At 38.9% G+C, this 22,520-nt stretch carries 20 protein-coding genes; 5 read left to right on the top strand and 15 right to left on the bottom strand.

Annotated features, from left to right (window positions below; all coding sequences use genetic code 11):
- Nucleotides 1-28 precede the first annotated feature (28 nt).
- Nucleotides 29-1,099 carry a DUF3083 family protein gene (locus D172_RS08370; RefSeq protein ID WP_007375755.1) on the top strand — a complete coding sequence of 357 codons (1,071 nt, stop codon included), beginning with the start codon at nucleotides 29-31 and terminating at the stop codon, nucleotides 1,097-1,099.
- Nucleotides 1,100-1,157: 58 nt separating this feature from the next.
- Here the strand turns inward: D172_RS08370 and sucD are convergent, their stop codons facing one another.
- The 8 genes from sucD to sdhC form a co-directional block, all read right to left on the bottom strand.
- On the bottom strand, nucleotides 1,158-2,030 hold the full coding sequence (gene sucD, locus D172_RS08365; RefSeq protein ID WP_002961811.1) for a succinate--CoA ligase subunit alpha: 873 nt from the start codon (nucleotides 2,028-2,030) through the stop codon (nucleotides 1,158-1,160).
- Nucleotides 2,030-3,196: an ADP-forming succinate--CoA ligase subunit beta gene (sucC, locus tag D172_RS08360; RefSeq protein WP_007375754.1), complete on the bottom strand. Its 1,167-nt coding sequence runs from the start codon at nucleotides 3,194-3,196 to the stop codon at nucleotides 2,030-2,032. The genes sucD and sucC overlap by 1 nt, the downstream gene beginning before the upstream one ends.
- A 177-nt stretch (nucleotides 3,197-3,373) precedes the next feature.
- Nucleotides 3,374-4,891, bottom strand: coding sequence for a 2-oxoglutarate dehydrogenase complex dihydrolipoyllysine-residue succinyltransferase (gene odhB / locus D172_RS08355; RefSeq protein ID WP_007375753.1), 1,518 nt, complete (start codon nucleotides 4,889-4,891; stop codon nucleotides 3,374-3,376).
- A 3-nt stretch (nucleotides 4,892-4,894) separates the two neighbouring features.
- Entirely contained in the window at nucleotides 4,895-7,714 is a 2,820-nt protein-coding gene (gene sucA, locus D172_RS08350; protein WP_007375752.1) for a 2-oxoglutarate dehydrogenase E1 component, read from the bottom strand.
- Between the two features lie 91 nt (nucleotides 7,715-7,805).
- Complete coding sequence (locus tag D172_RS08345; RefSeq protein ID WP_007375751.1) at nucleotides 7,806-8,522, bottom strand: succinate dehydrogenase iron-sulfur subunit; 717 nt, start codon at nucleotides 8,520-8,522, stop codon at nucleotides 7,806-7,808.
- A 10-nt stretch (nucleotides 8,523-8,532) separates the two neighbouring features.
- On the bottom strand, nucleotides 8,533-10,305 hold the full coding sequence (sdhA, locus tag D172_RS08340) for a succinate dehydrogenase flavoprotein subunit (RefSeq protein ID WP_007375750.1): 1,773 nt from the start codon (nucleotides 10,303-10,305) through the stop codon (nucleotides 8,533-8,535).
- Nucleotides 10,306-10,653 (bottom strand): succinate dehydrogenase, hydrophobic membrane anchor protein, encoded by a 348-nt coding sequence (gene sdhD / locus D172_RS08335; RefSeq protein ID WP_007375749.1) that lies wholly within the window; start codon nucleotides 10,651-10,653, stop codon nucleotides 10,306-10,308. It lies immediately after the preceding gene.
- Nucleotides 10,644-11,021 (bottom strand): succinate dehydrogenase, cytochrome b556 subunit, encoded by a 378-nt coding sequence (sdhC, locus tag D172_RS08330; protein ID WP_076914908.1) that lies wholly within the window; start codon nucleotides 11,019-11,021, stop codon nucleotides 10,644-10,646. The genes sdhD and sdhC overlap by 10 nt, the downstream gene beginning before the upstream one ends.
- Before the next feature lie 419 nt (nucleotides 11,022-11,440).
- On the opposite strand from sdhC, the gene D172_RS08325 reads away from it, so the two are divergent.
- The 3 genes from D172_RS08325 (at nucleotide 11,441) to D172_RS08315 (ending at nucleotide 14,529) form a co-directional block, all read left to right on the top strand.
- Nucleotides 11,441-12,727: a citrate synthase gene (locus D172_RS08325; protein ID WP_007375747.1), complete on the top strand. Its 1,287-nt coding sequence runs from the start codon at nucleotides 11,441-11,443 to the stop codon at nucleotides 12,725-12,727.
- A 125-nt stretch (nucleotides 12,728-12,852) separates the two neighbouring features.
- The gene (locus tag D172_RS08320) at nucleotides 12,853-14,079 is read left to right on the top strand and encodes an aminotransferase class V-fold PLP-dependent enzyme (protein WP_033023176.1); all 1,227 of its coding nucleotides are present in this window, start codon (nucleotides 12,853-12,855) and stop codon (nucleotides 14,077-14,079) included.
- 33 nt (nucleotides 14,080-14,112) lie between these two features.
- Nucleotides 14,113-14,529, top strand: a complete 417-nt coding sequence (locus tag D172_RS08315) for a SufE family protein (protein ID WP_007375745.1) — start codon at nucleotides 14,113-14,115, stop codon at nucleotides 14,527-14,529.
- Here D172_RS08315 and tcdA read toward each other — a convergent pair.
- The 7 genes from tcdA to D172_RS08280 are packed head-to-tail and all read right to left on the bottom strand — an operon-like array spanning nucleotide 14,526 to nucleotide 22,008.
- The gene (gene tcdA, locus D172_RS08310; RefSeq protein WP_007375744.1) at nucleotides 14,526-15,344 is read right to left on the bottom strand and encodes a tRNA cyclic N6-threonylcarbamoyladenosine(37) synthase TcdA; all 819 of its coding nucleotides are present in this window, start codon (nucleotides 15,342-15,344) and stop codon (nucleotides 14,526-14,528) included. The two genes, D172_RS08315 and tcdA, sit on opposite strands and share 4 nt — an antisense overlap.
- A complete protein-coding gene (locus D172_RS08305) occupies nucleotides 15,345-16,025 on the bottom strand; it encodes a TIGR01621 family pseudouridine synthase (protein WP_007375743.1) in 681 nt (226 codons plus the stop codon).
- On the bottom strand, nucleotides 16,022-16,783 hold the full coding sequence (kdsB, locus tag D172_RS08300; RefSeq protein WP_007375742.1) for a 3-deoxy-manno-octulosonate cytidylyltransferase: 762 nt from the start codon (nucleotides 16,781-16,783) through the stop codon (nucleotides 16,022-16,024). Before kdsB ends, D172_RS08305 begins: the two co-directional genes overlap by 4 nt.
- Nucleotides 16,771-16,968 carry a Trm112 family protein gene (locus D172_RS08295; protein ID WP_007375741.1) on the bottom strand — a complete coding sequence of 66 codons (198 nt, stop codon included), beginning with the start codon at nucleotides 16,966-16,968 and terminating at the stop codon, nucleotides 16,771-16,773. The genes kdsB and D172_RS08295 overlap by 13 nt, the downstream gene beginning before the upstream one ends.
- Entirely contained in the window at nucleotides 16,958-17,938 is a 981-nt protein-coding gene (lpxK, locus tag D172_RS08290) for a tetraacyldisaccharide 4'-kinase (protein ID WP_007375740.1), read from the bottom strand. The genes D172_RS08295 and lpxK overlap by 11 nt, the downstream gene beginning before the upstream one ends.
- Nucleotides 17,935-19,680: a lipid A export permease/ATP-binding protein MsbA gene (gene msbA, locus D172_RS08285; protein ID WP_033014902.1), complete on the bottom strand. Its 1,746-nt coding sequence runs from the start codon at nucleotides 19,678-19,680 to the stop codon at nucleotides 17,935-17,937. Before msbA ends, lpxK begins: the two co-directional genes overlap by 4 nt.
- A 60-nt stretch (nucleotides 19,681-19,740) precedes the next feature.
- Nucleotides 19,741-22,008, bottom strand: coding sequence for a DNA internalization-related competence protein ComEC/Rec2 (locus D172_RS08280; RefSeq protein WP_007375738.1), 2,268 nt, complete (start codon nucleotides 22,006-22,008; stop codon nucleotides 19,741-19,743).
- Here D172_RS08280 and D172_RS08275 point away from each other — a divergent pair.
- On the top strand, nucleotides 21,988-22,494 hold the full coding sequence (locus tag D172_RS08275; RefSeq protein ID WP_033014898.1) for a DUF2062 domain-containing protein: 507 nt from the start codon (nucleotides 21,988-21,990) through the stop codon (nucleotides 22,492-22,494). The two genes, D172_RS08280 and D172_RS08275, sit on opposite strands and share 21 nt — an antisense overlap.
- Nucleotides 22,495-22,520: the final 26 nt, after the last annotated feature.

The raw sequence follows: 22,520 nt of genomic DNA, 5'->3' as shown, positions 1-22,520 counted from the left end.
GAATAACCTACTTTATAAGGATCCGAAGATGGCTACACTTAATCAACACCGCGTATATATTCCAACAAACGCACGCGCTAATCACTATTTATTGGCTGAAATAACACCTAGTGAAGCGTTTTACAGTAGTTTTACCACTATAGATTGTTGCTATGAGCGCATTGCGCGTCAATTATTTGCATGTTGTGATGAATATGAGCTTCATAATGTACATTTACTTGCCAACGATAAGCTACCGGTTGTACGATTTCATGATGAGTCATACCAGTTAGAAACGGATAAGCAGATGCTGTTTTTTTATAATCCTCGCTATCACGAAGCGCATAAACTTTATTACACACCAAACACGAAAAGTAAAAAAATACGTTTACTTTTTTTAGCCACCGGTGAGGACTTACGTGCGAATTCAGCTTTGTTTCACAATAAAGTACAAAAAGTATTGACCCTTTTACAAGAGCAATTATTTCTAAATCAACCTCAATTTAAACTTCGCGATCACCAGCATCTTACTTACGATTTGTTTGCTAAAGACAAAGGCAATAAAGAAAGTTATGGTTATAAGCTAAGAAGCCTCTACCCTCGTTATCAGTCGAGGCAATGCAATATACCGGGTGACTATGCTGAAATGACTTACACGACTTTTACTATTCCAATTTCTCGTGCAATCAAAACACAGTTTCAAACAATGGTATACGATCAGGATTTTAAAAAGTTTTATGACTACTTTGCTGATAGCTTTAAACGAGCATGTGAAATTAATAAACTAACGCATGGCGCAATGGTTGCCAATGGTGCAATACCAATTATCCGTAACAGTAAAATAGATAAAAATGAAGGCAATGTAGAATTGCAGAAATTAAGTTTTGATGTTGAATCAAATGAAAGTCAGATTAAATATTTTTATGATGAAACTAAACTAGTAGAAACCATCCATTTCGTTGTCGTTGCGACAAACCAAGATAAGCATGAGATTGGGTATGGGCGCTTCATGAACCAAGTAGAAAAAACGGTTCACGCTTTATGTGAAGAGCTTGCTATAAATAAACAACGACAAGATTTGTCTGTGCGCTTCTTTCAGCACATTAGTTATCCATTCTAAATTTAACCCAATAACAAAAAGGCCCGCATAAGCGGGCCTTTTCAGAGGGAACAAGCAATTACCAGCCTGTTTTCTCTTTAAGTGCTTTACCGATTTCAGCAAGTGAACGTACAGTTTTTACGCCCGCAGCTTCTAATGCAGCAAATTTCTCATCAGCAGTACCTTTACCGCCTGCGATGATTGCGCCAGCGTGACCCATACGCTTACCTTCTGGTGCAGTAACACCAGCAATGTAAGATACTACAGGTTTAGTTACGTTAGCTTTGATGTACTCTGCAGCTTCTTCTTCTGCAGTACCACCAATTTCACCAATCATTACGATTGCTTCAGTTTGTGGATCTTTTTCGAACATTTCTAAAACGTCGATAAAGTTAGTACCTGGAATTGGATCACCACCAATACCAACACACGTAGACTGACCAAAACCAGCATCAGTAGTTTGCTTAACCGCTTCGTACGTTAAAGTACCAGAGCGAGAAACAATACCTACTTTACCAGGTTTGTGGATGTGACCAGGCATGATACCAATCTTAGTTTCACCAGGAGTAATAACACCTGGACAGTTAGGACCGATCATGCGAGTACCTGTTTGATCTAGTTTAACTTTAACGTCAACCATATCAAGTGTAGGGATACCTTCAGTGATACAAACAATCAGCTCGATGCCAGCATCGATAGCTTCTAAAATTGCATCTTTACAAAAAGGAGCTGGTACATAGATAACTGAAGCAGTTGCGCCAGTTTCTTGAACAGCATCACGAACTGTGTTGAATACAGGAAGACCAAGGTGCGTTTGACCGCCTTTACCAGGGCTTACACCACCAACCATTTGTGTACCGTACTCAAGCGCTTGCTCAGAGTGGAAAGTACCTTGGCCACCAGTGAAACCTTGACAGATAACTTTTGTATCTTTATTGATTAATACAGACATTATTTGCCCTCCGCAGCAGCAACAACTTTCTCAGCAGCGTCTGTTAGTGATTCAGCAGCGATGATGTTAAGGTCAGACTTAGCTAGAACTTCACGACCTAGTTCAGCATTAGTACCTTCTAAACGTACAACTACAGGTACGTTTACGCCAACTTCTTTAACTGCGCCAATGATGCCTTCAGCAATCATGTCACAACGAACGATACCGCCAAAGATGTTAACTAAAACAGCTTTAACATTGTCGTCAGAAAGAATGATTTTGAATGCTTCAGAAACACGTTCTTTAGTCGCGCCGCCGCCAACATCTAGGAAGTTAGCCGGTTTGCCGCCGTGTAGGTTTACGATGTCCATAGTACCCATTGCTAGGCCTGCACCGTTAACCATACAACCAACATTGCCATCTAGAGCAACGTAGTTAAGCTCGAAGCTTGCTGCGTGTGCTTCACGTGCATCTTCTTGAGATGGATCGTGGAACTCACGGATTTTAGGTTGACGGTAAAGTGCATTACCATCAATACCGATTTTTCCGTCAAGACAGTGAAGGTTACCTTCGTCTGTAATTACTAACGGGTTGATTTCAAGTAGTGCGAAATCAAAATCAGTAAACATTTTACCAAGACCCATAAAGATCTTAACAAACTGCTTCATTTGTACTGGGTTAAGACCCAATTTGAAGCCTAGTTCACGTGCTTGGTAAGCTTGAGGACCTACTAACGGGTCGATTTCAGCTTTGTGGATAAGCTCTGGTGTTTCTTCTGCAACAGTTTCAATTTCAACGCCGCCTTCAGTAGACGCCATGAAAACTACTTTGCGAGATGCACGGTCAACTACTGCACCTAGGTACAATTCGTTAGCAATGTCAGTACAGCTTTCAACTAAAATTTTAGCTACTGGCTGGCCTTTCTCGTCTGTTTGGTAAGTAACTAGGTTTTTACCCAACCAGTTAGCTGCAAACGCTTTTACTTCGTCGATAGTTTTTACTAGCTTTACACCGCCAGCTTTACCACGTCCACCTGCGTGAACCTGAGTTTTAACAACCCACATATCACCGCCGATTTTTTCAGCAGCTGCTGCAGCTTCTTCAGGTGTATCGCAAGCGAAACCTTGAGAAACTGGTAAACCATATTCGGCAAAAAGTTGTTTTGCCTGATACTCATGCAAATTCATGATGCTTTATCCAATTTTTTATACTAAAAGAGCTGAATATTTTTGAAAATAAACAACTATCCCAAATTGCGCACCTAGTATAGATCCCAAGGCTTAACATGAAAACCCCAGTACGACCAAAGGCGCAAAAAAAAAGCTGTGAATGTTCATTCACAGCTTACATTTCATACAACTAGATTAAACATCTAGCAATAAGCGTGTTGGATCTTCAAGTAACTCTTTAATAGTTACTAAGAAACCAACAGATTCTTTACCATCAATGATGCGATGATCATAAGAAAGTGCTAAATACATCATAGGTAGTATTTCAACTTTACCATTTACAGCCATTGGACGGTCTTGAATTTTATGCATACCCAAGATTGAAGACTGTGGCAAGTTAATGATAGGTGTAGATAGTAATGAACCAAATACGCCACCATTAGTGATAGTGAAATTACCGCCAGTCATATCTGCAAGCGTTAGCTTACCATCACGACCTTTAAGTGCTAATTCACGAATACCCTTTTCGATTTCAGCAACAGATAGTTTGTCACAATCTTTAAGTACCGGAGTAACTAGTCCACGTGGAGTAGATACTGCAATGCTGATATCAAAATAGTTATGGTAAACAATATCGTCACCATCAATTGATGCATTAACATCAGGGAAGCGTTTAAGTGCTTCAGTTACCGCTTTCACGTAGAAAGACATGAAACCTAAACGAATACCATGGCGCTTTTCAAATACTTCTTGGTACTGCTTACGAAGGCTCATGATTGGTTCCATGTTCACTTCGTTGAATGTTGTTAACATTGCAGTTGAATTTTTAGCTTCAAGAAGGCGTGTAGCAATCGTTTTACGTAAACGAGTCATAGGAACACGTTTTTGAGTGCGGTCGCCCATCGGTGCTGCAGGAGCTGAAGCTTCTGCTTTTTTAGCCGCTGGTGCTGGTGCTTTTAAGAATGTATCAACGTCTTCTTTAGTTACACGGCCATTTTTACCCGTGCCGTTAATTTTAGAAGCGTCTAGGCCTTTCTCAGCAATTAAACGACGAACTGATGGTGTTAACACATCAGAGCTTTCGCTTGAATCTGCTGCTGGCGCTGCGTCTGCTTTTGCAGCTGGAGCCGCTGGTGCACCGCCTGCTTTAACCGAACCAATTACTTGCTCGCCTAGTACAGTATCGCCTTCGTTGTGAATGATATCACCCATGATGCCATCTTCTTGAGCTACTACTTCAAGAACAACTTTATCTGTTTCAATATCTACCAAGTTTTGGTCGCGTGTTACTGCGTCACCTGGTTGTACATGCCATGTAGCAATTGTTGCGTCTGCAACTGATTCTGGAAGTACAGGTACTTTAATGTCCACTTCTTTACCTTCTGGTGCTGGTGCTGATTGCGCCGCTGGCGCGTCTTCTGATTTAGCGGGTGCTGATTCTTCTTTAGATGAACCTTCACTTGCTGGCGCTGCATCAGCATCACCAAGTAAACCCATAACTTGATCGCCAAGTACGGTTGCACCTTCTTCTTGTGATATTTCTGTAATTACACCGTCATGCTGTGCAACAACTTCTAAAACCACTTTATCTGTTTCAATGTCTACTAAGTTTTGATCGCGAGTTACTTTGTCGCCAACACTTACATGCCATGTAGCAACGGTAGCATCTGCAACCGACTCAGGAAGAACAGGAACTTTAATTTCTGTGCTCATTGCTTATCCTTTATTTTCTATAGTAAGCGCGTCGGCAACGAGCGCTTGTTGTTCTTTAGTATGTACTGACATGTAACCACACGCTGGTGATGCAGACGCTTTACGCCCTGCATATTTTAATTTAGCACCTTGTGGGATTGCATCAATAAAGTGATGTTGTGAACAGTACCATGCACCTTGGTTTTGTGGCTCTTCTTGACACCATACAAAATCAGTTACGTGTTGGTAACGCTCCATAATTGTTTGCATTTCGTCGTGTGGGAACGGATATAACTGCTCAACACGAACAATAGCAACATTATCTTGTTCAAGTTTGCGACGCTCTTGTAATAGCTCGTAGTAAACTTTACCACTACAAAATACAACACGTTCTACTTTCTCAGGGTTAATATCATCAACTTCGTCGATCATATTATGGAAAACACCGTGCGAAAGCTCTTCAAGCGATGAAGTAGCAAGAGGGTGACGCAGTAACGACTTAGGCGTCATAACAATCAGTGGACGACGAAGTGGTCGAACTGATTGACGACGAAGCATAGCGTAAACTTGTGCCGGAGTAGACGGAACACAGACTTGCATGTTGTGATCAGCACATAGTTGCAGAAAACGCTCTAAGCGTGCTGAACTATGCTCTGGACCTTGACCTTCGTAGCCATGTGGTAACAAAATTGTCAGACCACATAAACGGCCCCACTTTTGCTCACCAGAACTTAAAAATTGGTCAAATACAACTTGTGCACCGTTGGCAAAGTCACCAAATTGCGCTTCCCAAAGTACTAATGACGTAGGCTCAGCTGTTGCATAACCATATTCAAAAGCAACGACAGCTTCTTCAGATAAAACAGAGTCGAATACTTGGAAAGTACCTTGATCTTCACTTAAGTGCTGTAGAGGTATATAAGTAGCACCATCTGATTGACTGTGAACAACAGCATGACGATGAAAGAATGTTCCACGACCTGAATCTTGACCCGTCAAACGGATGTCAGTACCTTCAGTTGCAATTGTTGCATAAGCAAGTGTTTCTGCCATACCCCAATCAAGAGGCTTCTCACCAGAAGCCATTAACTTACGATCATCGTAAATCTTTTTAACGCGTGACTGTGCTTTATATTGCTCAGGATAAGAAGCAATTTTCTCACCAAGTGCCTTAAGCTCTTCAACAGGTACGCTGGCATCGTAATCAACATCCCATTCATGGCCAACATACTTTGCCCAATCTGAAGAATGTGATGTCTCTGGCTGAATTTCTGAAACAACACAATTTCCTTCATCTAATGCGTTACGATACTCATCGGCTAAGGCTTTTATTTCTTGTTCAGAAAAAGAACCTTCAGCAATAAGTTGATCGGCATAGATTAAACGTGGAACTGGATGCTTTTTAATTTTTTGGTACATTAAAGGCTGCGTAGCATTAGGCTCATCAGCTTCGTTGTGACCATGGCGACGGTAACACACTAAATCGATTACTACGTCACGCTTAAACTGGTTTCTAAAATCAAGTGCAAGTTGAGTAACAAATGCAACTGCTTCAGGGTCATCAGAATTAACGTGGAAGATAGGTGACTGAACCATTTTAGCAATATCAGTACAGTAATCAGTAGAGCGAACGTCGTCTTGTTTTGATGTAGTAAAACCAACTTGGTTATTTACAACAATACGAATACTACCACCACAACTAAACGCGTTAGTTTGTGATAAATTAAATGTTTCTTGTACAACACCTTGACCTGTAACCGCAGAATCACCATGAATTGTGATTGGTAGCGCTTTAATACCAGAGCTATCACCTAAGCGATCTAAACGAGCACGAACTGAGCCCATAACTACTGGATTTACAATTTCAAGATGAGACGGGTTAAACGCAAGCGCCATATGAACATTGCCACCTTTAGTAGCAAAGTCAGATGAATAACCCATGTGGTATTTAACATCACCAGAACTTAATGTTTCTTTGTGTTTACCAGCAAACTCATCAAACAACTCTGATGGATTTTTACCTAGTACGTTCACAAGCACATTTAAACGACCACGGTGAGCCATACCAATAACAGCTTCTTGTTGGCCGCTTTCACCAGCGCGGTGAATAAGCTCTTTTAACATTGGAACTAATGCATCGCCACCTTCAAGTGAGAAACGCTTAGCACCTGGGAACTTAGCCCCTAAATATTTTTCAAGACCATCAGCTGCCGTTAATCCTTTTAGGATACGCAGCTTTTCTTCTTTTTCGAATTTAGGCCTAGACTGAACAGATTCTAAACGCTGTTGTAACCAACGTTTTTCTTCTGTCGATGTGATGTGCATATACTCGGCGCCAATCGAACCACAATATGTAGTTTTTAGTGCTTGGTATAGTTCACCTAAAGGCATAGTATCGCGGCCAACGGCAAACGATCCTACATTAAATTCGCGGTCAAAATCAGCTGCTGATAAGTCGTGGTAATCTAGCTCTAAATCTCGTACACGTTCTCGTTCCCAAATACCTAATGGATCTAGGTTTGCATTTTGGTGTCCACGAAAACGGAAAGCATTAATAAGTTGTAGAACTTTGACCTGTTTAAGGTCACCGCCACTACCCTCTGCTACCACTACTTCTCTATGCTTGTTTTTGGCAAGCTGTGCAAACTGCGCTCGAACTTCTGAATGTTTTACTTCAACATCCACACCATCAACTTTAGGTAATTGTTCGAACACTTCTCGCCATTCTTCTGGCACAGAAGTCGCATCGTCTAAATACGCTTCATAAAGCTCTTCTACATAAGCAACGTTACCGCCGTTTAAATGTGAAGATTCTAGCCATGCCTTCATCACACCTTCGTGCATTTATAAGCCCTTTTCTTTAGCGCAGAAATTAATAGTTATCATAACAAGATGGCTAATAATCTGTATTAGCCATCTTACGTTTACTAAGTAATCAAACCGCTCGGTTTAATAACATAGATTTGATTTGCCCAATTGCTTTAGTCGGGTTAAGACCCTTAGGACAAACGCTAACACAGTTCATGATACTGTGGCAACGGAACACACTGAACGCATCGTCTAAATCCGCTAAACGTTCTTCAGTTGCTGTATCTCGGCTATCAGCCAAGAAACGGTAAGCGTGAAGAAGCCCTGCTGGACCAATGAACTTGTCTGGATTCCACCAGAACGAAGGACACGATGTCGAACAACATGCACACAAAATACACTCATAAAGCCCATCTAATTTATCACGCTCTTCGATGGTTTGAAGACGTTCGCCTGCAGCAGGCTGATCATTAATTAAATAAGGTTTTACTTTTTCGTATTGAGTGTAGAACTGACTCATGTCAATAACAAGGTCACGAACCACAGGTAAACCTGGTAATGGGCGTACTACGATTTTACCTTTGCCATTTTTTTGTAGCGTAGATAAAGGAGTAATACATGCTAAACCATTTTTACCATTCATGTTAACACCATCAGATCCACACACACCTTCACGGCATGAACGACGGAAAGATAATGTAGGATCTTGTTCTTTTAAAAGAATAAGTGCATCCAACACCATCATGTCGTGACCTTCCTCAGTTTGCAAGGTGTATTCTTGCATACGAGGAGCGTTGTCAACATCTGGATTATAACGATAAACTGAAAATTGTACTTGTGCCATCGTCTATCTCCTAGTAAACACGTGCTTTAGGTGGGAAAGCTTCACGCGTTTTAGGCGCATAGTTTACATCACGCTTGCTCATTTCATCCGTTACAGGATTAAATACTGAGTGACATAACCAGTTTTCGTCATCACGATCTGGGTAGTCAAAGCGAGAATGTGCGCCACGGCTTTCTGTACGGAAGTTTGCAGCTACTGCAGTTGAGTAAGCTGTTTCCATTAAGTTATCTAGTTCAAGACATTCGATACGCTGCGTATTGAAGTCTGATGATTTATCATCAAGACGAGCATGTTGCAGGCGTTCACGAATTTCTTTAAGTTCTTGAAGACCTGCAGCCATTGAGTCACCTTCACGGAATACCGAGAAGTTAAGCTGCATACATTGTTGTAGGTCTTTTTTGATTTGAACTGGATCTTCACCTTGGCCAGCCGTTGAATTTTCCCAACGATTGTAACGTGCAAGAGACGCTTCTAAGTCTGATTCTGAAGCAGCTTTAGATATTTCAACGTCATTTAGGTACTTACCTAAGAAGTTACCCGCAGCACGACCAAACACAACTAAATCAAGTAATGAGTTACCACCTAAGCGGTTTGCACCGTGTACAGATACACATGCAATCTCACCTACTGCAAATAAACCTTGAACTACTGTTTCGTTGCCTTGAGCATCGATTTGTAGCGCTTGTCCATTTACATTAGTAGGAACACCACCCATCATATAATGACACGTTGGAATTACTGGAATTGGCTCTTTTGCAGGGTCAACGTGAGCAAATGTTTTAGCAAGGTCACATACGCCAGGAAGACGTAAGTTAAGTGTTTCTTCACCTAAGTGGTCAAGTTTTAACTTAAGATGTGGACCCCAAGGACCATCACAACCACGACCTTCACGGATTTCAGTCATCATTGAACGTGCAACAACGTCGCGAGACGCTAAGTCTTTTGCGTTTGGTGCGTAACGTTCCATGAAGCGTTCGCCATCTTTATTTAAAAGATAACCGCCTTCACCACGACAACCTTCAGTTACTAGCGTACCAGCACCTGCGATACCCGTTGGGTGGAACTGCCACATTTCCATGTCTTGCATAGAAATACCAGCACGTGTTGCCATACCAACACCGTCACCAGTGTTAATGTGAGCATTAGTGGTTGATGCGAATATACGACCTGCACCACCAGTAGCTAATACAACAGCTTTAGATTTGAAGAAGGTAACTTCACCTGTCTCAATCTCAATTGCAGTACACCCTACCACATCACCATTATCGTTTTTAACTAAATCAAGTGCATACCATTCAGAGAATACATTTGTTTTGTTTTTAACGTTTTGTTGATATAGAAGGTGTAATAGCGCGTGACCAGTACGGTCAGCAGCTGCTGCAGTACGTGCGGCTTGTTCACCACCAAAGTTTTTCGATTGACCACCGAAAGGACGTTGGTAAACACGGCCATTTTCAAAACGAGAAAATGGTAAACCCATGTTTTCTAATTCGGTAATCGCTTCTGGGCCAGTTTGACACATGTATTCAATAGCGTCTTGGTCACCGATAAAATCGGAACCTTTAACGGTATCGTACATATGCCATTCCCAGTTGTCTTCGTGTGAATTACCAAGCGCTACTGTAATACCACCTTGTGCAGATACAGTGTGTGAGCGAGTTGGAAATACTTTAGAAATTAATGCACACGTTTTGCCAGATTCAGTAATTGCTAAAGCAGCGCGCATACCTGCACCACCTGCACCAATTACTACGGCGTCAAATTCACGAACAGAATATTTCACTTAAACACCCCATAATACAATTAGACCAATAGCTACGTACGCAACGGCCATTAGGTTTAATATAAAACCTAAAACAGCACGTAACTTCGCACACTTAACATAGTCTGTAAGAACTTGCCAAAGGCCAATGCGGGTATGAACCATAACGCACACAAGGGTAATTAATGTAAACCCTTTCATTGCTAGGTTAGAGAAGAGGCCTGTCCAGGCTTCGAAAGTGACTTCTGGCGTCGCTAAAAAATAGCCGATAATAAAAATCGCATACGCGCTGATTATTAATGCCGTGGTACGTAAAGATACGAAATCTTGTACACCATCACGTTTAAGAGTTGCTTGATTTAAAACCATATCCACACCCCTGCCAATACGGCAAACACAACACCAAGAGCCATTGAAACTTTAGCGCTGAGGTTACCTGATTCAAGTTCTTCCCAATGTCCCATATCCATAATCATATGACGGATACCACCAATAAGGTGATAACCTAATACAGAAACAGTGCCCCAAGCTATAAATTTGGCAATGAATCCGTTAAACAGACCCTTGACGAATTCAAAACTTTCAGCTGAAGAGAGAGACTCAGACCAAGCCCAAATGACAAACGTTAAAGCAAAAAACAATGCAACACCGGTGACGCGGTGGAATATTGACGCTTTAGCCGTTGCCGGCATAGATATAGTTGTTAGATCTAGATTTACAGGTCTTTGCTTTTTCACAGTTACTTGCCCATCTTGCTCGCAGTGGAGCTCATCTACTTGCTTTTCTAAAAACCCACCAAATATTACTGGTGGAACTATCAAAGTAAACGTATTAAAACAGTTAAAGTTCACATTTAAGCAAAAGTTAAGCTGTAAAAAAATGTTTACCCAAATACAATGCGGTTTAAAACCACTGTTAGTATATATACCCACAGGGCTTTTTACAATTCTTGTTTATTTATAGATGTTTGCGAATTAGCCAATGGTATTATATTTAATTAATACAGAATATTTATTATACATATATGCATAATGTTTATAAAAATTGACTTTACACCCCTCTTTCACGTTAAAATGCGAAGATGTGCTTAAAACAGATTTCAGAACTTTAAAAATCTAAAAATCAGAATAGATATCTTAATAGGAGATACATAACGATGGCAGATAAAAAAGCCACAGTCCAAATTGATGGGCTAGATCCAATCGAACTTCCAATTTATCAAGGCACTGCTGGCCAAGATGTAATCGACGTACGTACGTTAGGTTCACATGGTCACTTTACTTATGACCCAGGTTTCATGTCGACTGGTTCTTGTGAATCTGCAATCACCTACATTGATGGTGGTAAAGGCATTTTACTTCACCGCGGTTACCCAATCGAACAATTAGCTGACGACTCAAACTACATTGAGTTATGTTATTTACTGTTAAATGGTGAATTACCTTCTAAAGAGCAATACGAAGTTTTTAAGAATGAAATCACTACAAGCACTATGCTTGACGAGAAGATTGCTAACTTTTTCCAAGGTTTCCGCTTTGACGCTCACCCAATGGCAATGCTTTGTGGTGTAGTGGGTGCGTTATCATCTTTTTATCATGAAGACCTTGATATTACTGATGCAGAACAACGTAAAACAAGCGCAGTTAAGCTAGTTGCTAAGTTACCAACTATTGCTGCAATGGCTTATAAAACAAACATCGGCCAACCGTTTGTATACCCACGTAATGATTTAAGTTATGCAGAAAATTTCTTACATATGATGTTCTCTGTACCTGCTGAAGAATACAAAGTTAACCCTATAACAGCTAAAGCAATGGATAAAATATTCATGCTTCATGCTGACCATGAACAAAATGCATCAACGTCTACAGTACGTCTTGCAGGTTCGTCTGGTGCTAACCCATACGCTTGTATTGCTGCTGGTATTGCTTCTCTTTGGGGCCCTGCTCACGGCGGCGCTAATGAAGCATGTTTAAACATGTTAGAAGAAATCGGTTCTGTTGACCGTATCGATGAATATGTAGCAAAAGCTAAAGATAAAGCTGACCCGTTCCGCCTTATGGGCTTTGGCCACCGTGTTTACAAAAACTTTGACCCACGCGCTACAGTAATGCGTCAAACGTGTCATGAAGTTTTAGCTGAGCTTAATATCCAAGATCCATTGCTTGATATTGCAATGAAACTTGAGAAAATCGCGCTAGAAGACCCGTACTTCGTAGAGAAGAAATTGTACCCTAACGTTGATTTCTACTCAGGTATTATCTTAAAAGCGATTGGTATTCCAACAAGCATGTTCACTGTTATTTTTGCAATGGCACGTACTGTTGGTTGGATCACTCACTGGGACGAGATGTTATCTCAACCTGGTCATAAGATAAGCCGCCCTCGTCAGCTTTATACTGGTTACACTGCACGTGACTACGTATCAACTGATAAGCGCTAATCCGCTTTAGTATTGTTTGAATTTTTTAAAAGGCCGCTTTGCGGCCTTTTTTATTATTTGTTACTTGAGAATAATAAAAAAGTGTCTACAATTCTCGCCTTAAAATGACTACATTGATGAAGCTAATGACTGTTTTAGAGTTTGACATAAATAAAATTCGAAGTGACTTCCCTACCTTAAATCAAACTATAAACGGCTGCCCGCTTGTTTATTTAGACTCAGCTGCAACCTCGCAAAAGCCTCAATCAGTTATTAATGCAATTACTGAGTTTTATACTTCTCAAAACGCAAATGTACACCGTGGCCGTCACTCGCTCAGCGAACAAGCTACTAATTTATACGAGCAAGCACGAGATAAAATGGCTCAGTATTTTAATGTGTTCAGCAACGAGATTGTTTGGACAAAAGGCGCTACAGAGGCAATAAACTTGGTCGCTAACGGCTTAAAAAAGCGTTTAGATAAAAGTCATACCATAATGATATCTCCACTTGAGCATCACGCAAACATAGTGCCTTGGCAAATAGTGAGTCAACAAACAGGAGCTAAGTTAGTATCGCTGCCGCTTAATAAAAATGGCACATTAAACACGCAAGAATGCTGTGAATTTATAAAACAAATAAGGCCTACCCTATTAGCTATTACACAAGTATCTAACACACTTGGTAATATCACTGACTTATCGCCATTGATTAGAGTAGCAAAAGAGGTAAATTCACTTGTTTTAGTCGATGGTGCGCAAGGTGCACTGCATTTAAAGCCTGATTTACGGAAATTAAACTGTGATTTTTATGTCTGCTCAAGCCATAAAATGCTTGGTCCAACAGGCTTAGGTGTACTTTATGGTCGATATGAGGAATTAAACGCCTTAGATATATATCAATCAGGCGGTGAAATGATCGATAAAGTATATTTAACCCACAGTACTTATCGCCCAGCACCTGCAAAATTTGAAACCGGCACACCGAATATTTCCGGCGTTTTAGGCTTTAGTGCTGCATTAGACTATTTAAATGAATTAGACCACGGTAAAATTCAGCGCTACGAGCAAAAATTATTTAATTATGCAGCAAAAAAATTGGTAATGATTGAGGGTATTACAATATATAGCAACCTATCTGACAATATTGGTACGCTCTGCTTTAACTTTAATAATGAACATCCTTACGATTTGGCAACTTTACTTGACGGATATGGGGTTGCGGTAAGGAGCGGACACCATTGTACACAACCTTTAATGGCACATTTAGGCGTTAATGGAACAGTTAGAGCTAGTTTAACCTTTTACAATACCTTTGAAGATGTAGATATATTTATCCATTCGCTTAAAAAATGTATCGCTTTATTGGATTAAACGTCACTTTAATAGAATTAATTAGGATAACTCATGACAAATACGTTTAAAAAAGTCACTGAATCTATAAAAAATGCACCCGCTTGGCAGCAAAAATATCGTGAAATAATGCTGTTGGGTAAAACATTACCTATATTACCAGAATCGCTGAAAATTGATGATGCCCTTGTACCAGGCTGCGAAAGTAAAGTGTGGATGTTTGTAGAGTTTGATTTAACAGAGAGCTCTTTAGTCGTTATAGGTGACTCAGATACACGTATTGTAAAAGGCTTACTAGCCTTAATATTAGCGCTGTATAACGGTTTAACACCAGAGCAGGTAATTAAAATTGATGCGTATGAAGAGTTTGAAAAATTAGGCTTAATTAGTCACTTAAGCCCTTCTCGTGGCAATGGAATTAAAGCCATGATTGAAAAAATAAAAACCATGGCACAACAAAAAGTGCTCTAAGCTCTATCACAATCAAGCGTTGTAAGTAGACGCTGCTTTTTATCCAAATATTTTCGAACAGCTTTTGCCGCAACAAAAAAGCCGAAGCTTCCTGTGATCATAGTCACAGATCCAAAACCGTTATTACAGTCCATATTCATCGAGCCATCAGCACTTTGCTTAGCATGACATACACTGCCATCGCTTCCTGGGTAAACCAATTGCTCTGTTGAGTAAACACAATCAATATTGAACTTACGCTTAGGGTTATTACTAAAATTATACTGCTTGCGCAAAATATAGCGCACTTTTGCAAGTAATGGGTCTTGCGTAGTTTTAGCTACATCACCAAAAGTTATTTGGCTAGGATCAGTTTGCCCGCCAGCACCACCGGTTGTAATTATAGGGAGTTTATTACGTTTACAATGCGCTATTAATGCCGCCTTTTCTTTAACTGCATCAATACAATCAATCACATAATCAAAACCTTGAATATGTTCTTGAATATTATCAAGTGTAATAAAATCATCTATTACATTAATTTGGCATTCTGGGTTAATAAGCTCGCAGCGCGCTTTCATTGCATCGACTTTAGCTTGACCAATAGTGCCCGTTAACGCATGAATTTGCCTATTTACGTTAGTGGCGCAAATATCATCCAAATCAATCAATGTTATTTTACCAACACCAGTACGCGCGAGCGCTTCAGCCGCCCAGCTTCCTACACCACCAATACCTACTACACAAAAGTGTGCTTCTTGAAGCCAATCAAACTGTTGATGACCATATAAACGTTTAATACCACCAAAACGTATATCTGTAACTTTTTCGCTCATTTACCAATCCAGTTGCCATGGCGATTGCCATGCTTGAAAATCTTGATGTTTAATTAACGCCAAATACTCATCACCACTATCGGGTAATAAAGTTAGCTGTATTTGTTCACCTTGCCATAGAAAGCTTAACGCATATGCATGTAAATAGGTACGATTAGAAGGTGTGCCTGAATACATTGCATCGCCAAAAATAGCTGCGCCCACACTTTTTAGTGCCACTCTTAATTGATGCGTCTTTCCTGAATAAGGTTTTAAAATATACCCTCTAAATCCTGGCTTATAACTCAGAGAATAGAATCGGGTGATTGCAGGGTTAAGTGTACTCGTTAGTAACTTAAATGAGCCACGGCGAGATTTAGCCATATCGCCTTTTATCCACCCTTGCTTCTTTTTAGGTTTAGCATCACTAATCGCTAAATAAAATTTATTAATCGCATGCTCAGTAAACATAACAGTAAAGGCGGCTGCAGAGGCTTTGTTTCTTGCTAAAATAATAAGCCCTGATGTCACTTTATCTAAACGATGAACACCATAAAGTTTTTGCGATAATTGTTGTTCGGCTAACACAACAAAACCAGGCCCCTCCTCTGAATGAAAATTAAGACCTGCTGGCTTTTCTAAAATATAAAAATCGTTATGTGTATAAACAACGTTTAATATCTTACTTACTTGCTCACTCACACGTTTTTACTTTTAATATGCGCTATCACTTTAGCTAAGTCATCGGGCGTATCGACACCTGCATGGGGAGCTATTTGAGCTTGTTCTATTTTGATTTTATAACCATGATACAAAACACGTAACTGCTCAAGCGATTCAAGCAATTCAAGTGGTGATACACTCAGTTCTATATATTGTTTAATAAAACCCGCTCTGTACGCATAAATACCTACATGGCGTTGGAACGGTGATAAATTAAGAGCCGTGCTACCATCCATCATTGTATTTCTATCAAACGGTATACTTGCACGAGAGAAATACAGGGCATTTTTATTTATATCACTCACCACTTTAACGGCATTAGGATTAAATACTTCATCACGCTCTTCAATAGCAACACTTAACGTTGCCATTGGTGCTGTTGAATCACTTAATAGCGCAGCAACTTGAGATACGTTTTCTGGTGCAAGTAATGGCTCATCGCCTTGTACGTTAACCACAATTGTATCGTTATCAAGTTTAAGTAAATCAACTACTTCTGCTAACCGTTCAGTACCAGACTGGTGATCTTCGCGAGTCATTACTACGTCGCTAGTAAATAAACTTACTGCATCAAATACTTTTTGATGATCGGTTGCTACAATAACTTTGCTAGCACCTGATAAACATGCTTTTTCGTAAACATGTTGAACCATTGGCTTACCGCATATATCGGCAAGTGGTTTTCCTGGTAGTCGGGTTGATGCAAAACGCGCAGGTATAACAACTACGAATTCCACTTTTCAACCTCTTCTAAAGATAACTCACGCGCTTCATTTTCAAGCAATACTGGAATATCATCTTTTACAGGATAAGCAAGTTTAGCTGCCGTGCTAATTAGTTCGTTATTTTCTCTATCAAAACGTAATTTACCCTTGCCTACTGGGCAAGCAATTATCTCGAGTAGTTTTGTATCAAAGGCCATTGAGTATTCCTTTTTCTTTTAATAATGAATTTAGTTTATTTATAACGCTATCGGTAGGTTGTGCATCTACTGGTAAATAATACCAATTAAGTTTGGCAAAGGGCTGACATTTAACGGCGTCTTTTTCGGTCATTATAATGTAATCATCGCCAAACTGGGCAAAATCATCGGCTGTATAAGCATAGTGATCTTTAAAATGATGAGTCGATAATAACGTAATGCCTTGTGCTTCAAGTGAGTTTTCAAACCGTTTAGGATTACCAATTGCACTTATTGCATGTGCATGAGTCACTGTGTGTTTTACATCATCACTTGAATTAACTAATCGTAAGTTACTTACTTTTAGCGTGTAGCTATTATTAGCCTCACCACCATTTTCAATTACTATATCCACATTTTGTAAGCGTTTAGTTGTTTCGCGAAGTGGCCCTGCTGGCATAACAAAGCCATTACCAAAACGGCGTTCACTATCAACAATACAACACTCAATGCTACGTGGCATTTTATAATGCTGCATTCCGTCATCAGAAATAATGACATCTAGCGTATAGTTATTTTCTAATAAATCGATATTGTGTTGTCTATTAGGACCAACCGCTATTGGGCATTTTAAACGGTGATATAAAAGTACAGGCTCATCTCCAGCCTGTTGGGCGTTAACAACTGAAGTGACTAACAGCGGGTAATTATCTGATTGCCCACCGTAGCCTCTACTAATAATACCCACTGATAGACCTTGCTCGGTCAAATACTCATACAACCACAAAACAAAAGGTGTTTTACCATTGCCGCCTACACTTATATTGCCGACTACAATAACAGGCGTTTTACACTCAAACGCTTTAATTATTTTAGCGCTGTACAAGCATTTTCGAAATGTCGATACAATCCAAAACAGAGCACTCAATGGTAATAACAATAAAGTAATTAGACCAAATGGTTTATACCAACTTTGTTCTATTTTGCTCACGCCTGATCACCAAACTGCATTTTGCAAAGGGCTGAATACGTACCATCATTTGCTAATAAGCTATTGTGATCGCCACTTTCTATTACACGACCGTTATCAATAACATAAATTCGGTCACTGTTTTCAATAGTAGATAAGCGATGCGCAATAACAATTGAGGTTTTGTCTTTCATTAGCGTTTCTAACGCTTGCTGAATAAGCTTTTCAGACTCTGTATCAAGTGCTGATGTTGCTTCATCTAAAATCAAAATAGGTGCATCTTTTAATATTGCACGCGCTATAGCTATTCGCTGGCGTTGACCACCAGAAAGCATTACGCCATTTTCACCTACCATGGTGTTTAATTGTTCTGGAAGATCTTTAACAAACTCCCAAACATGCGCTTGTTTTGCTACTTGTACTAATTCGTCATTAGTTACATCATGCTTTATGCCATAACAAATATTGTTGGCAATCGTATCGTTAAATAACACGACTTGCTGAGAAACCAAAGCAAATTGGCGACGCAAATCTGTTAATTTATAATCCTGCAGGGCTATGCCATCAAGTAATATTTCACTCGGCAGATCTAAATCATAGTAACGTGGCAATAAATTAGAAATAGTTGATTTACCCGAGCCTGAGCGCCCTACTAAGGCAATACTTTCACCCGCTTTAATCGTTAGCGACAAATCGTTTAATACGGCTTCATCTTTAGTTGGGTACTTAAAGGTTACATTTTTTACTTCAATTAACCCTTTAACTTTATCAACAGCGACTGTGCCAGTATCTTTCTCTACATTTTCATCAAGTATTAAAAATATACTTTGAGATGCAGAAATGCCACGTTGCATATCGCTATTAACATTAGCCAATTGTTTAAGTGGGCGCAGCAACATCATCATTGATGATATCAAAACAACAAAATCCCCAGAGCTTATAGTATCAATCATAGAAGGCATCGATACCACCCATAAAATAACAGCCATAGCACTTGCGGCGAGTATTTGAATAATGGATACACTTAAGGCTTTTGTCGCATCCATTTTAATGCGCTGCTGACGGTTATGATTATTAATTTTAGAAAATTTATTTATTTCTTGCTCTTGTCCACCAAACCCGTGAATTACTTTATGTCCGCTAAGCATTTGTTCAGAGCTACGTGTAACCTGCCCCATAGCTGATTGGATACTTTTAGAAATATGACGAAAACGTTTCGATACAACCGCTACAATAATAGCGACGAGAGGGATGATGACTAGAAATATAAGTGAGAGCTTCCAACTGGTATAAAACATTACACCAAGTAAAAAGACGACAAAGGCCCCTTCACGTACAACAATAAGTAGCGCTTTAGTTATTGCTTGTTGAACTTGCTCTGTGTCAAAAGTGATTTTTGAAATTAAATCGCCCGTGGAGTTTTTGTCATGAAAAGAAACGGGTAAATGCAATATGTGCTCAAATAACTCTTGGCGTAAAGATCGTACAACTTGTGAACCTACATAGCTCAAACAATACGATGACATAAAATTAAAAATACCACGCCCAATCACCAGTGCAATAACAACAAATGGAGCATACTTTAATACATCGCTATTTCGTTGGTTCAAACCTTCATCAATAAATGGTTTCATTAATTGAATAAATAGCGCGTCCATTCCTGAATAGCCAATCATTCCTATAATAGCGACGAAGGCTACACTCTTATATGCACCGACGTAAGAAATTAACCGTTTATAAATTTGTGTAGTACTTTGATCCATAACACTCTCTTCATACAATTACAGACTCTATTGTATCCTTAGGCACACTAAAACAAAACGTCAATTTTTGATAAACCAGTAACTTTCATCCTCGCGAGCCGCTTTTACTCGAACATTATCATTGTAAAATTCAATACTTATTTGTCCTTGTTGACCTGTCACATATTGAGTTGCCTTTATTTTGTCGTAACGATCAACAACCTCCTCCTTCGGGAAGTGCCATTGTCCTTTGTAAGCACTAGAATGAATAACAATTTTAGGATTTACATCACTTATAAACTCATTACTAGACGATGTATCACTCCCATGATGTGGGCTTAGCATAACGGTACTTTTTAAAAAATAGTTCTCTTGCAATAATTGCAACTCTCGTTGTTTAGATATATCACCCGTTAATAAGACACTGTGGGTTTTATCAGCAACACGAATAACGCATGAATCATCATTCTCATTTTTGAAGTTTAACGTTTTAAAGCTTTCAATTTGAAGGCCAAAAATATCTATTTTGGTTACTTTGCAAATGTCTTGTAAGTTATTGGGATGAAATGTGGTAAAACGAGTTTCGTAGCCTGCTTTTATAAAATGATCTACACCGCCCGCATGATCGTTATCTTCATGACTTAAAATAGCTGTTGATACAGTAAGATTGTTTGACTCAATAAAGGGCAGTAAAATACTACGGGTACGACTAAAACGATTAAAATAACTAGGCCCAAAATCATAAATTAGTGCATGTTTATCTTTTTCTATTAGCACCATTAATCCATGTCCTACATCAAAAACATGTAATTGCCATTTTGGCTTATCCACTATTAAGTAGTTAAACAATATGACACTTAATGGGATACCTGCTAGCCATTTATATGGGACTAAATAAAAAATCGAAATAGTAATGTATGAAAAAACAACAACAATAGCGTCAATATTACCTATATTTAACCAACGAATATAACTAGGTATTTTCAATAGCCATTCGAATAAATAACTTAATCTTTCATCAAAAACACTAATAATTATGCCTATATCAAGTAAGCTGCTAATAAATGTGATAATAATTAGACAAGGCATAACGACTAAAGAAAGTAATGGGATAGCAATTAAGTTCAGTACTAAACCAACTAAGCTCACGCCATTAAAGAAGTATAATGAAAGTGGTAATAAACCAATAAATAAAGCAATTTGAACGACAGTTAATGCAACGACCTTATTTAGAAATGATGTATTAAAAATCGGTATTTGCTTAACAACTAGAAATATAATAACCACAGCAATAAACGAGAAATACAGCCCAGCGTTTAATACATTAAAAGGATTAATTATAAGCAGAATAACAAGTGCATATAAAATACTTCGCCAACGTAATGGTTGTTTTGCCAAAAAGTAGAGTGCTAAATAACACCCAAGCATGATTAAGGCGCGTGTAGCTGAAACTAAAAAATCACTCAAATATACATAGATAAACGATCCAATAAAGCCAACTAGACTATAAATAACAGACAGGTTTTTAGTCTGCTTACCAGCGTATTTTATTTGTTTAAATAAAAATCGCGTAATTATATAGCAAAAACCAAATATTAACCCGATGTGTAATCCGGATATTGCCAGTAAATGGCTCAACCCCAATGATTGCATTAATTGCTTATCTGTAAAGCTCATTAACGACTTATCACCCGTTAATAGTGCATAATATAGCCATTTAAGTTTTGTATTACTGTAAGTCCTTTTTATATATTCCCTATAATTTATAAGGTGGCTGTGTTTTTTATTACGCGCAACAATAAGTTCTTTATTGAGTATTTTTCCTTTAAAAAATATTCGTTGTGTAAAAGCATATCTCTCGTTATCAAATACATTAAAATTTTTAGTACTTCGAAAGTTTTTTATAGCTATTGTTGCTTTAAAAGTATCACCAACAAAAAGTATTTGTTCAGAATTCACACTCAGCATTGCACTCGGTGCCCTAAAATATGCGTATTGAGCAGTATCAAATTCTATTATTTTTACTCTTATGTATTGAGGTTGCTTATTTGAAATTATATCTTCGACAATTAGCTCAGCTGCATATGCATACTTTTCATCCTGTTTTGGGCTTTCAAAATTATAAAAAGTATAATAATGCAGTGATACACAGCAAATAGCGCAAATAAAGCCTAACAATACATTTAAAAACGGCTTAAAATACAAACTCACAATAAGGACTGATATTGTGAATATTATAAATTCGAGAGTTTGATAATAAAATACGGTTGCGATACAGCCAATTACAAACCCAAGACTTATCCACACTGATGTAAATGGTTGCTTTAAATGGCTAAAAAAACGATCCAAAGATTTTTACCTGATCCAAATAAAATTAGACATCATAAATATCTAAGAATTTTTGGGCACCTTTTGCAAGATGCAAATCTTTGGCACTTAAATAGACGGTCCGCTCGAGGAGCATTTGCTGTTGGGCTATTTTTTGCTTTCATCCCTGTTCCCTTTCAAATGGTCTTAGCCGCAGCTGGAGCTATTGTATTTAGAGTTAACTTACCTATTTCGGTTGCTTTAGTTTGGCTTACAAATCCATTAACTATGCCCCCTATATTCTACGGGTCGTATTTAGTTGGTACATTAATTTTAAACCAGCCAGAGCAACACTTTGCCTTCGAACCTAGCTGGGCTTGGTTTCTAGAAAGTATAGAAACCATTGGACCCGCTTTTTTAATTGGCTCATTGGTATGCGCCTCTATCGCGAGCATAATTGCTTACTTTAGTATAGATATTATTTGGCGACGTTCAGTAGTCAAAGCGTGGGCAACACGCAACAAATAACCAAATATTTATAAGCTCTAATTACT

The organism is Pseudoalteromonas sp. Bsw20308 (genome assembly GCF_000310105.2).
In the GTDB taxonomy this organism is placed as follows: Bacteria; Pseudomonadota; Gammaproteobacteria; order Enterobacterales; family Alteromonadaceae; genus Pseudoalteromonas; species Pseudoalteromonas fuliginea.
This window is presented reverse-complemented; position numbering and strand designations above follow the sequence as displayed.